The sequence below is a fragment of the Rufibacter sp. LB8 genome (assembly GCF_014876185.1).
Classification (GTDB): domain Bacteria; phylum Bacteroidota; class Bacteroidia; order Cytophagales; family Hymenobacteraceae; genus Nibribacter.
The window spans coordinates 1937283-1949027 of record NZ_JADALJ010000001.1 but is presented as its reverse complement, the minus strand read 5'-3'; the positions used below and the strand labels follow the sequence as shown (position 1 = coordinate 1949027).

Here is an 11745-nt window from a genome sequence, read left to right as displayed (position 1 = left end):
AGCTCTTCAACAAGTCACGGAAGTAAATCCGTGCCATAGGCGGGTGGAACAAAAAAAGAGAAAAACGTACTGCTCTTCCTCGGTTTGTCCCCTGACAGACCGAAAAGATAGCCGGACAATTGCCAATCCCGGCTGGTTTGCCAGGGGACAAGCCAAGGTGAAAGTGCGGCTCGTTGCAAAACAACCAACCATCAAACATCATCAATTTACTGTTTTCGGCATCATTTTCAGAAACGAGCCCAAAAACGGAAATATGTGTAGCAACACTGCCGGCCTGTCAATTACCTTTGCGGCATGAACCAACAGGTAAAGGTACACGGCGCGCTCTTGACGGTTTCCCTTATTTACGGGGCCAATTACAGCATTGCCAAGGAGATCATGCCCACGTACGTGCAGCCGTTCGGGTTGATTGTGATCAGGGCGGTAAGCGCGGTGCTGTTCTTCGGGGCCATGTCTCTGTTTGTGGTGAAGGAGAAAGTGGAGAGCCGCCAGGACTGGGGCCGAATTATTTTGTGCGGCATCTTTGGCATCATGCTCAACCAACTGTCCTTTTTCAGCGGCCTCAACCTTACTTCGCCCATAAATGCGTCATTGATCCAGACGGTGTCGCCGGTAGTGGTGGTCCTGATGTCGGCCTATCTGCTCAAGGAACGGTTGAAAGTGTTTAGAATGGCGGGCATTCTGCTGGCCGGGCTGGGCGCCATGCTGTTGATCTCGGGCAAGGCCGGCAACGCGCAGGGCAACACCTGGGGCGATATTCTGATTCTGCTCAATGCCATCAGTTTTGGGGTATTTCTGGTGCTGGCCAAACCCCTCATGAAGAAATACCAGGCCATTACGGTGGTGAGCCGCATTTTTCTGGTGGGCGCGGTGGGCGTGATTCCGTTCGGCTGGCAAGACGTGCTGAGTCCAGACTATGCTACATTCCCAGTTTCTATCTGGGCGGCCATCGCGTTTGTGATCATCGGTATGACTATTTTGGCGTACTTGCTCAACGTGTGGGCTATGAAAACCGCCAGTCCGGCGCTGGTGGGCGTGTACATTTACCTGCAACCGCTGGTGGCCATCATTATTGCCGTTTGGCTGGGCGCCGATGTGTTCACCTGGCAGAAGGCCCTGTACGCGGCCATGATTTTTGGCGGCGTGTACCTGGTGAGCAAACCCAAGAAAACATCTAATTAAGACCAGCCCGCGTATGTGAATGGCGGCGCTGCTTTGAAAATGCTTAACCGGAAGACCGTAAAAAGCCTGTGGCATGCTAGAACAAACCCAATTCTCAGATGACGATCTGCACCACCTTTTCCTGCTGGTGGAAGCCCAGGACGCCACCTGTATGCTGAACCTGGCGGGTCACCCGCTGCGCATCCGTGAGGTGGTGTTCCAGATGGTGGAGAACGGTTGCCGCGTGAGCAAGGTAGATACAGACGCCTACAATATCTTTCTGTATGACAAGGAAGTCACCGAAATCTACGACTACCTTACTACTATCATCAAAGTAAAATTCACCTGAGTTTTTTCCGTTTTCGGGCTCATTTCTGGAAATGAGCCCGAAAACGGAATTTCTGCCCGTTGCTTTCCTGTTCAATGCATCTCCTGTAATCGTGCAAGTTTTTGGGGTGGTTCATATCGTATAAACCGCAGAACCTAACTTGTATGGCTATGAAAAATCTGAAGATATCCTTAGTAATGCTCTGCTCGGTTTTCATGCTGGGCGGCGCCGCGAATGAAACCCAGGCCCAGGACACCAAGAAGAAAGAAAAGAAGGGCTGGAGTAAAAAAGCGAAAGGCGCTGTCTTGGGCGGTGCTGGTGGTGCCGCGGCCGGAGCCGTAATTGGCGGCGGAAAAGGCGCTGTGATTGGCGGGGTGGCCGGGACTGTGGCTGGTGGTGCCGTTGGAAGAAAGAAAGACAAGAAAAAAGACCCCAAACGCTACCGCGCCTATAAAAACTAACCAGAAAACTTATTCATAAAAAAAGCCTGACGCATACGTGTCAGGCTTTTTTTATGGGGTTGCTGCTGAATTAATACTGACCCCCTTCGCGCTCTGGCCCGGCAGGAATCTCGCCGTCTTTGTTGCCTTCTTCGCGTTTCTGGGCGTTGTTGTTGCCAAACCGGTAGCTGAAGCCCACAAATACCAACTGGCTCTGCGGTTTGTAGCGGCTGCTTTCCCTGAAACCTTCACCAAAGGTCTCTGAGTCAAAACGCATGGTGTTGAAGATGTCCTGCACTCTTAAGATGATGTTGCCCTTGCCGTTCAGAATCTCTTTGCGGGCGCTCAACCCGGTAAAGAAAAACGCCGACCGTTCGCCTTGCACTGTCACAATAGGGGAGCGGTAATTGGCAGAAAGCTGCACCTCGGTTTTAAAGGGAAGTTTGAAATTGGCGTTCAGGCGGCTGGTCCAGCTGAAGCGGCTGTTGGAAGCCAAACCTTGCTCAGAGCCGTTGATGTAGTAATTAAACGCCGAGGCATTGGCGTTAAGTTTAAGCCAGGTAGAAGCATCCAGGGTTCCTGTCAATTCCATGCCGTAAGAGCGGCCGCTGGCAATGTTCTGGAACGTGGTGAGCGTGGCTTGGCGCTCGTTTCCGTCAACGTCCAATAACTGCCTGATGGGCTGCACAATGTCGGTCATTTGGCGGTAGAAAACAGCCACGGTAGCCGTGGTGCGTTCCCAGAAATGCAGGTAATTCACTTCCAGGGCATCAATAAACTCGGGGTCCAGGTCAGGATTTCCCTGGCGCACATTGTACAGGTCAGAGATGTCCCGGAAGGGGTTGAGTTGGCGGGTGCCAGGCCGGTCAATGCGACGGCTGTAGCTGGTCTGTATTTTCTGCTCCTCAGAGAAAGCATAGGTCAGGAACACGCTGGGGAAGACGTTGAGGTAATCTCGTTTGTTCTTTTGTTTCTGGGTGATCTGGTTGGCGGTAATGTTGGTCTGCTCCACGCGCGCGCCCAGTTGGTAGCTTAGTTTGCCCAGAGCGTTGCCGTAGTTTCCGTACACGGCGTGCACCCATTCATCATAGACAAAGCGGTTGGTGCGGCCAATATTGTTCTCAAAGGTGTTGCTCTCACGGCTAAAGTCAGTGGCTTGCACGTCTTCATCGCTGCGTTCATAGGTGCTGCGGTAGCCGGCTTCCCATTTGCCTTTCTCACTGAAGGGCTGCACGTAATCTACCTGCAGAGAGCCTTCGCGTTCCTGCTCCAGGTTGCGGTTGCGCTGGAACACCACAGGCCTGAACCTGCTGGGCGATCCATCTTGCAAATAGAAATACTGACTGAATTCGTCCTGGCCGGGTTCCTGTTCCACGTTGAAGACGGCATCGGCGGTGAGTTCACGGCCCGCCTGCGCAAAAGTTTTGCGGTAGCCCAGGGAATATTCCCAGAGGTTGCGGGTCTCAGAGCCCAGTACATTTCTGGTGGACGTGCTGTCTAAGCCTTCATTGCGGCCCAGGAAGCGGTAAAATGTATTGCCTTCGTTTTCATTGCGGCCCCGGCGGTACAGCACAGAACCGGTAATACTTTGCAAATCAGTCAGCTGGTAATCGGCCCCGAACCGGATGTTGTGGCTGCTGTTGGTGCGGTTGTTCTCAGATTCTACCTGTTGGTAATTAATGGCGTCTTCCGTCTGAAAATTCGCCCGGTTGGAGCTGCCTTTGCCTTCACGGTAATCTTGCCGGAAATCATAATTGGTGAACACGTTCAATTTGCCAAAGCGGTAGTTGAGGTTCAAAGACGAATTGTAGCGTTCATTCAGGCCCACGTTCAAAGACGCCACGCCGTTGAGCCCGCGCTGTTTCTCTTTCTTTAAGATGATGTTCAGCACGCCGCCCGTGCCGCTTGGGTCATATTTGCTGCTGGGGTTGGTGATCACTTCCACGCGTTCAATGGTGCTGGCCGGAATCTGGTCCAAGCCCAAACCGGCGATTGCCGATGGCTTCCCGTCAATCAAAATGGTGATGTTGCTGGTGCCGCGCATGCTCACGGTGCCTTCCTGGTCCACGGTCACGCTGGGCACGTTCTGCATCACATCTACCGCCGTTCCGCCCACGGTAGAAAGGTCCTGGCTCACATTATACACACGTCTATCCAGACCATATTCTACCTGCGCGCGCTGGCCTACCACTTCCACGGCTTTGAGCTGCGTGCTGGACATGCGCAAACCAATTAACCCTAGGTTTACGTTGGGCGCGGCGGCGGTTACCTGTACATTAGGCACCACGCGGGTCACATACCCCACAAACGATATTTTCAAAGCATAGCGGCCCACTGCCACCGGAGCCAAAGTAAAACTGCCGTCGCCTTCCACCAGCGCGCTGGCCGTGATGGTGGAATCTGGCAAGGCCAGCAACGCCGCCGTGGCGTAGCCAATGGGCTGCTTGGAAGTGGCATCTTGCAATTTACCGGTGACTTTGCCCTGGGCCGAAGCCTGGAACGAGAAAAGAAAACTTGCGCAACACAGAAGAAAAAGGGAAAGCGGATGTTTCATGCAGGGGAAATAAAGCGTTTTGGTACTCTTGAAGTTGATAGTCATTAGTAGGTTGGATGCCGAAATGGGCAGAAAGTTTAATACGTAGCTACATTAAATTTTAACCTTGCCAGAAGTCAGACTTTTCTTTCTAACGGAAAACTGGCTTTGCTTGAACAGGAAACCCATGATTTTCTGATGCTTACCTGTGGCTGATAAATAGTTAACCGCTGAACTCGCTTTCTGTTTTCGGGCTCATTTCTGGAAACGGGGCCAAAAACAGAAAGGCCCGAAGAAAACTTCGGGCCTTTCATATGTATGGGTTGATTTTACTACAAGTGAATCACTTCGCCGTAGGCAGCCGCGGCGGCTTCCATGATGGCTTCTGACATGGTGGGGTGCGGGTGAACGGCTTTGATGATTTCGTGACCGGTGGTTTCCAGTTTACGGGCCACTACAATCTCGGCAATCATCTCGGTGACGTTGGCACCAATCATGTGCGCACCCAGGAACTCGCCGTACTTGGCATCAAAAATCACCTTCACAAAGCCGTCTTTCACGCCACCGGCGCTGGCTTTGCCTGAGGCCGAGAACGGGAACTTGCCTACTTTGATTTCGCGGCCCAGTTCTTTGCACTCTTTCTCAGTGTAGCCCACTGATGCAATCTCCGGAGAGCAATAGGTACAGCCCGGTATGTTTTTGTAGTCCAATGGCTCTGGGTGGTGACCGGCGATGGCTTCCACACAGATAATTCCTTCTGCACTGGCAACGTGCGCCAAAGCCGGGCCTTTCACAATGTCGCCGATGGCGTACACGCCTTCCACATTGGTTTTGTAGAAATCATCGGTCTCTACGCGGCCGCGCTCTACTTTCACGCCCAATTCCTCTAAGCCAAGGCCTTCCAGGTTAGTCTGGATACCCACCGCTGATAAAACTACATCGGCTTCAATAGTCTCTTCGCCTTTGGCGGTTTTGATTTTCACCACGCAACCTGCGCCGCTGGTGTCTACCGACAATACCTCAGAGCTGGTCATCACGTTGATACCCGATTTTTTGAACGATTTCTCCAGTTGCTTAGAGATTTCTTCGTCCTCCACGGGCACAATGTTGGGCAGGTATTCCACCACGGTCACCTCAGTGCCCATGGCGTTGTAGAAATACGCGAACTCCACGCCAATAGCGCCAGAACCCACTACCACCATTTTCTTGGGTTGGTTTTCCAGCACCATGGCCTGGCGGTAGCCTATGATTTTCTGGCCGTCAATCGGCAGATTTGGCAACTCGCGGGAACGGGCCCCGGTGGCCAGAATGATGTGCTTGGCTTCGTAGATTTGGGCGGTGCCGCCTTCTGGGGTCACTTCTATCTGGCCTTTGCCTTTGAGTTTGCCGTAACCGGCTATGTGGTCAATCTTGTTTTTTCTGAACAGGAACTGAATGCCTTTGCTCATGCCCTGGGCCACGCCGCGGCTGCGGTTCACCACCGCGCCAAAGTCAGCCGATGCCTCAGAAACATTGATGCCGTAATCGGCGGCGTGCTTGATGTACTCAAACACCTGCGCGCTTTTCAATAAGGCTTTGGTGGGAATACAGCCCCAGTTTAGGCAGATTCCGCCTAGTTCGGCTTTCTCTACCACGCCTACTTTCATCCCTAACTGTGATGCCCGTATGGCGGCCACGTACCCGCCCGGGCCGCTGCCTACCACTATCAAATCATATGTTGCTGCCATGTGTTTGGTCTAAAGGTTTGTTAGGCAAAGCTACATCATAATCACGCTTTTGCCAAGTGAAACCGCAGCAAGCCGTTTTTGGGCTCATTTCCGGAAACGAAGCCGAAAACGGAAATTTTCCCATGCCTAGGGGCAGATTTCAATAATGCCGTTGCTGGACTTTTAGTCATACCTTCGCAAGAAAATTTGATAACACATGCAAAAGCTACTCCCCGCAACTGTCTTTCTCTTTCTGGTGGTCACCTACCAGGCAATGGCCCAGAACACAGATGCGCTTCGGCAGAAAATACAGCAACTAGTGGCCGGGAAAAACCTGGAAGTGGGAGTGGCCATCAAAGGGAAAACCGCTAAAGATACCCTGACGGTCAACGGTAACCGGCAATTCCCCATGCAAAGTGTTTTTAAGCTGCACATTGGCATTGTCATGCTGGCTGAGATTGACAAAGGGAAGTATTCCCTGGACCAGAAAATACGCATCACCCAGGCAGAACTTCTTCCTGGTTTGTATAGCCCGCTTCGGGAGAAATACCCACAGGGAGCCGAGCTTCCGCTGTCAGAAATCTTACAATACACCGTTTCCAGCAGTGACAACGTGGGCTGCGACGTTCTCCTGCGACTTCTGGGCGGACCCAAAACCGTGGAAAGCTATTTTCACAGAAACAAGGTGACGGACCTGTCCATTAAAATAAACGAAGAGGTGATGCAGGCCAACTGGGACCTCCAGTTCCAGAACTGGACCACGCCGCTAGCCGCCAACGCCGTGCTCTCCAAGTTTTATTACAACCAGGGGAAATTACTCTCGCCGGCTAGTCACGCCTTCCTCTGGAAAATCATGAAGCAAACCGAAACCGGCAAAGACAGATTAAAGGGAAAATTGCCCCCAGGAACGGTGGTGGCGCATAAGACCGGTTTCTCGGGCATCAACAAAGCGGGTGTAACCGCGGCCATGAATGACATTGGCGTTCTGTTCCTGCCCAGCGGCCAGCCCATTTTCATAAGTGTGTTTGTCTCGAATTCAAAAGAAACCACCGCTGTAAATGAACAAGTGATTGCGGACATAGCAAAAGCAACCTGGGCCCATTTTACTACCAAAGCCAAATAAACATCACTTGGGCATTTAGCGGCAAAGCCCAGACTATTCTAACCCTGGAAGTAGCAATCAATGGCTCCCCGTTTTGGGGCTCATTTTCAGAAACGAGGCCTAAAACGGTAATTTTACGCCACAGCCTCTCCATCATTCTTTCATTGATTTAAAGCTATGTTAATTGACTGCCTAGGGTTACTTTGCAATGAGAACAGAACAAGGGAGAGGGAATACACTTCATTCAAAAGTTCACTTCTATTATAAGTAACCATGAAAATGATACTAGCCATAGGCTTGGGAAGTTTCCTGGGCGGCATCGCCCGTTACCTGCTTTCCTTGGCCATCCAGACGAAGGTGGGCGTGGCGTTCCCCTTCGGGACGTTGGCGGTGAATGTGGTGGGTTGCCTGTTGATTGGCGCGGTGTTTGGATTGGCCGAGAAAGGAAATCTCTCACCTGAAGGACGGCTTTTTCTGGCCACCGGCGTGCTGGGCGGCTTCACCACGTTTTCGGCGTTCTCCTATGAAACCGTGGCCATGCTGCGCGATGGACAAGTGGGCTACGCCGCCGCATATGTAACTGGCAGCGTGTTGTTAGGTCTATTATCGACGTTTGCGGGTATGTCTGCGGTAAAGGCTTTCCTGGCCTGACAGACATTGCGCCGCACGGGCATTTTTACTTGATGGTGTTTCAGGCAGTCTATTAGCGGTAAAAGCATAACTCCCGTTTTGGGCCTCATTTCTAGAAATGAGGCCCAAAACGGGAGTTATGCTTTTTTGAAATATAATTAATCTGAATCAGCTCCGTCTCCTACAACATCTTCTGGTTCAATATTCCGGTGATGTGGCTTTTCATCAACTGACCACCATGCATCAGAATTGTCAGTTTTCTTCTTGGGTTTGTTCTTCGGTTTGCCATACGTGTTATAAGAGTAAATCCAGATGAAGACAATTGCTGCTAATACAACTAATAGAAACATCATAGTTATAAGAAGTATTAAAAACAGGCAGCAGGAAAGTACACTGAAAAGGTAGATTACTTGGCCGGCGCCACAGAGGCATCTCCGTAGGTGCTTACTTCTACCTGGGGTTCTTTGCCTTGCTGCAAGGTGACTTTGAACAAATAGTCATATTGGTGGTCGGCTACTTCTGTCAAAGGTTTTTTAGCGCCCAGGGCTTCAATGATAGAAAGGACGGTATTGGAATGTCCGGCCACTACTACGGTTTTACCTGTAAAATTCTGGCTAAGGTTCTGGGCCAGTTGGGTAGCGTTGCCGGCGTCATATTGTTGCACGGTCTGTTTTTTGGCCTGGGCCAGCGGCTGCAGCGTGAGTTGCGTGCGTTTGTATTTAGTCGCGAAGAATGCGGCAATCGGCTCTTTGCCTAATTTGGAAAGTAAATCCAGGGCGCGTTTCTGGCCGGCCGCCGACAGCTCCGGGTCATCTGTCATGGCGCCGCTGGAGGGTGCTTTTTCGGCGTGCCGCACCACGTAGATGACGGTTTTCTGGCTGGCCTGCGGCGTGGTGAACAGGGCGCAACTCAGCAGGCTGGTGGCCACCAGGGCCAAAACGCCCACCAAAAAGAAAGACTTGAAGTTTTTCATACACAAAAGATTTAGGCCTTGAAGGTACATAATTTCCTGAAAACCCGGGCAGGGCAGGGGCGGTGCCTTTGGCTTTTTCCCTGTGGCACCTATCTCTAGGTCAAATCACATGCAGAGCATATTTTTTGCCGAAGCGGAATATTTCAGGATAACTATATACCCCTAAATCTAGTATGTAGCATCAGATTATTCGTTTGGGTCTATGCAATCATTTTCGGCTTATTGGCAACAGGGGTTTCGGCGCGCGCGCCTGGTTTCTTTGTGGGCGGTTCTCTTGCTGGCGGGCGCCTGCAACACGGCCAAAATCCATTACCGCGAAGGTCTGGAGCGCATGAGCAAGAACGACTACATTGGCGCCATTGCCGAGTACGACCAGGCCATTGCCAAACGCCCCAACGACGGCAGCCTGTACCGCCTGCGCGGCATGGCCAAGTACGAGTCCAGTAATTTTGACGGGGCTTACGCCGATTTCACCAACGCCATCTCGCTGACACCCACAGATGCTGAATCCTATAAATTTCGCGCCGATATCAAGCAGAACCGCAAGCAGTACAAAGCCGCCATCGCAGATTATGATTTGGCCATTCAGCACCAGCCCAGCTATGCCAAGGCCTTCAACAACCGCGGCCTCAACAAGGCGCGCCTCAAAGACAACAGCGGCGCCATTGTAGATTTCAGCCAGGCCATTGCGCTGCAGAAAGATTACAGCGTGGCGTACCTGAACCGCGCCAACCTGTACGTGCGCCAAAAGCAATACCCCAAAGCCCTGGCCGACTATGACCAGGCTATTATACATGACCCCAGCCTGGCCGAGGCCTTCTACAACCGCGGCGTGCTCAAACACACCCAACGCAAAAAGAAAGAGGCCTGCGCAGACTGGCAGAAAGCCTTTGAGTTAGGCAATGCGCAAGCCAGCGCACTGCTCAAACGTTTCTGCAAGTAGTTTCCGTTTTTGGCCTCATTTCTGGAAATGGGGCCAAAAACAGGAATATTTAAGGCAAACGTCAGCGCCTATCTAAGCAGTTCGCAAACAGAACTACGCAGTCTCTTCTCCCTCTGGGAGAAGGTTAGGATGAGGGTGTATTCATATAATTAAACAAAACTGTTTACAAAAAGACCCTCACCCTAACCCTCTCCCAGAGAGAGAGGGAATTCTACTTTGCGTTTTCGGGCTTGTTTCTGGAAATGAGGCCGAAAACGCAGTTGTTAGTAAATCTTGGGGTGGTGCTTTTGCAAAAGCGGGCATTTAGTATCTTTGGGGCTGTACCAATTGGCTTGCTGGCTCCGGCGCAGCGGGCTTCTACCCAAGACCTATGAAATTACTGGAAGGAAAAATTGCGTTAGTGACGGGTGCCTCCAAGGGCATCGGGAGGGCTATTGCCAAGAAATATGCTGAGCAGGGCGCCAGCGTGGCGTTCACGTATCTGTCAAGCGTGGAAAAAGGCCAGGCCCTGGAACAAGAATTAGCCGAGTACGGCATTCAGGCGAAAGGTTACCGCTCAGATGCCTCTGATTATGCCCAGGCTGAGCAATTGGTGGAGGACGTGGTAAAGGATTTCGGGAAGCTGGATGTGCTGGTGAACAACGCGGGCATCACCAAAGACGGCCTGCTCATGCGCATGTCTGAAGAACAGTGGGACGCGGTCATCAACACCAACCTGAAATCTGTCTTCAACCTCACCAAAGCCGCCACCAAACACATGATGCGCGCCAAAAGCGGTTCCATCATTAACATGACCTCTGTGGTGGGCATTAAAGGCAACGCCGGCCAGGCCAACTACGCCGCTTCAAAGGCAGGTATCATCGGGTTCACCAAATCAGTGGCCTTGGAATTGGGTTCCAGAAACATCCGCAGCAACGCCATCGCGCCCGGCTTCATTGAAACCGACATGACCGACGAGCTGGACGCCAACACCGTAGCCGAGTGGCGCAAAGCCATTCCGTTGAAACGCGGCGGTGCCCCCGAAGACGTGGCCAACGCCTGCGTGTTCCTGGCCTCAGACCTTTCATCGTACATTACCGGTCAGACCTTGCAGGTAGACGGTGGTATGTTGACGTAATGGTTGATTTTTTATAGAAACAGAAAAGCCGATGTTAGGAGATCCTGACATCGGCTTTTTTTTACCCCCAACGGTTAGTATAAACAACGGGCTAAGCCGTTGGCCTAAGTATGGTGTTTATATAGTTTTGGCACAAGTAATTTTTTACTCATTCAGAATTGTTGGTCCTGGTATAAGTTGTCTGTTGAGAATTTCTTTAATTTCAGGAACGAGTTTGCTTAACGTCATATAAGTGTTGTCTGCGGCATTTAGCACTAAAACAGGAACAGAGTATTTTTTGAAATTCTGCTGATACTGTAAATTCTTGTCGAAGGTGAACAAAGCATCAAAGTTCTCTGCTATAAGTAGCTTCATCAGTTCCCCATTCTTCTTTCCGTTCCAGCCTTTGTCGCTGACGGTATAGATTTCATGTTCTGGAAAGTCAAGTTTAAGCCGCTTAGGTAAATTTTCGTCAAGCAGCAGCCTCATATATCTTTTCTATATTTTTAGAAGTCATTATTTTTTCGGCAATTCCCAGCACACTAATCGCCTGTTCTTTGCTTACAGTCGGAAAATCTTCTAAAAATCCGTCTAGGGTAACTCCTTTTTCTAAATGAAGGAAAAGCGATTCTATCGGAACCCGTGTCCCTTTGAAAACAGGCTGTCCTCCTAATATTTCTTGGTCAATGCTGATGAAGTCCCTGATATTAGTCATAAGTCAAATATACGTTTTTTACAGAAGTAAGGTAGTTCTTTAGCTGGTGCCTAACCGACTAGTATAAACATACTAAATGAATCACACCACCGCTACATCAAGAAGCGGCCGGTTGCTT

At 51.0% G+C, this 11745-nt stretch carries 13 protein-coding genes; 7 read left to right on the top strand and 6 right to left on the bottom strand.

The features are described from left to right. Positions 1-294 precede the first annotated feature (294 nt). The 3 genes from IMY23_RS08300 (at position 295) to IMY23_RS08290 (ending at position 1950) form a co-directional block, all read left to right on the top strand. Entirely contained in the window at positions 295-1182 is an 888-nt protein-coding gene (locus tag IMY23_RS08300; RefSeq protein WP_192821631.1) for a DMT family transporter, read from the top strand. 73 nt (positions 1183-1255) lie between these two features. Further along, positions 1256-1510: a hypothetical protein gene (locus tag IMY23_RS08295; protein WP_192821630.1), complete on the top strand. Its 255-nt coding sequence runs from the start codon at positions 1256-1258 to the stop codon at positions 1508-1510. Positions 1511-1659: 149 nt separating this feature from the next. Further along, complete coding sequence (locus IMY23_RS08290) at positions 1660-1950, top strand: YMGG-like glycine zipper-containing protein (RefSeq protein ID WP_192821629.1); 291 nt, start codon at positions 1660-1662, stop codon at positions 1948-1950. 70 nt (positions 1951-2020) lie between these two features. Here IMY23_RS08290 and IMY23_RS08285 read toward each other — a convergent pair whose 3' ends face one another. Then, the gene (locus IMY23_RS08285) at positions 2021-4483 is read right to left on the bottom strand and encodes a TonB-dependent receptor domain-containing protein (protein WP_192821628.1); all 2463 of its coding nucleotides are present in this window, start codon (positions 4481-4483) and stop codon (positions 2021-2023) included. Positions 4484-4794: 311 nt separating this feature from the next. After that, on the bottom strand, positions 4795-6189 hold the full coding sequence (gene lpdA / locus IMY23_RS08280) for a dihydrolipoyl dehydrogenase (protein ID WP_192821627.1): 1395 nt from the start codon (positions 6187-6189) through the stop codon (positions 4795-4797). Positions 6190-6385: 196 nt separating this feature from the next. Between lpdA and bla the strand changes: the two genes are divergently transcribed. Continuing rightward, positions 6386-7291 carry a class A beta-lactamase, subclass A2 gene (bla, locus tag IMY23_RS08275; RefSeq protein WP_192821626.1) on the top strand — a complete coding sequence of 302 codons (906 nt, stop codon included), beginning with the start codon at positions 6386-6388 and terminating at the stop codon, positions 7289-7291. A gap of 252 nt (positions 7292-7543) precedes the next feature. Next, complete coding sequence (crcB, locus tag IMY23_RS08270; protein ID WP_192821625.1) at positions 7544-7921, top strand: fluoride efflux transporter CrcB; 378 nt, start codon at positions 7544-7546, stop codon at positions 7919-7921. 137 nt (positions 7922-8058) lie between these two features. On the opposite strand, the gene IMY23_RS08265 is transcribed toward crcB, so the two are convergent. Both IMY23_RS08265 and IMY23_RS08260 read right to left on the bottom strand, forming a co-directional pair. Next, on the bottom strand, positions 8059-8253 hold the full coding sequence (locus tag IMY23_RS08265) for a hypothetical protein (protein WP_192821624.1): 195 nt from the start codon (positions 8251-8253) through the stop codon (positions 8059-8061). A 53-nt stretch (positions 8254-8306) separates the two neighbouring features. Beyond that, complete coding sequence (locus tag IMY23_RS08260; protein WP_192821623.1) at positions 8307-8873, bottom strand: histidine phosphatase family protein; 567 nt, start codon at positions 8871-8873, stop codon at positions 8307-8309. A gap of 202 nt (positions 8874-9075) precedes the next feature. On the opposite strand from IMY23_RS08260, the gene IMY23_RS08255 reads away from it, so the two are divergent. Beyond that, a complete protein-coding gene (locus tag IMY23_RS08255; protein ID WP_192821622.1) occupies positions 9076-9816 on the top strand; it encodes a tetratricopeptide repeat protein in 741 nt (246 codons plus the stop codon). 370 nt (positions 9817-10186) lie between these two features. After that, the gene (fabG, locus tag IMY23_RS08250; RefSeq protein WP_192821621.1) at positions 10187-10933 is read left to right on the top strand and encodes a 3-oxoacyl-[acyl-carrier-protein] reductase; all 747 of its coding nucleotides are present in this window, start codon (positions 10187-10189) and stop codon (positions 10931-10933) included. A 144-nt stretch (positions 10934-11077) separates the two neighbouring features. Here fabG and IMY23_RS08245 read toward each other — a convergent pair whose 3' ends face one another. Together IMY23_RS08245 and IMY23_RS08240 are read right to left on the bottom strand one after the other, a co-directional pair. Next, positions 11078-11401 (bottom strand): DUF5615 family PIN-like protein, encoded by a 324-nt coding sequence (locus tag IMY23_RS08245; protein WP_192821620.1) that lies wholly within the window; start codon positions 11399-11401, stop codon positions 11078-11080. Further along, positions 11385-11627 (bottom strand): DUF433 domain-containing protein, encoded by a 243-nt coding sequence (locus IMY23_RS08240; RefSeq protein WP_192821619.1) that lies wholly within the window; start codon positions 11625-11627, stop codon positions 11385-11387. The genes IMY23_RS08245 and IMY23_RS08240 overlap by 17 nt, the downstream gene beginning before the upstream one ends. Positions 11628-11745 lie beyond the last annotated feature (118 nt).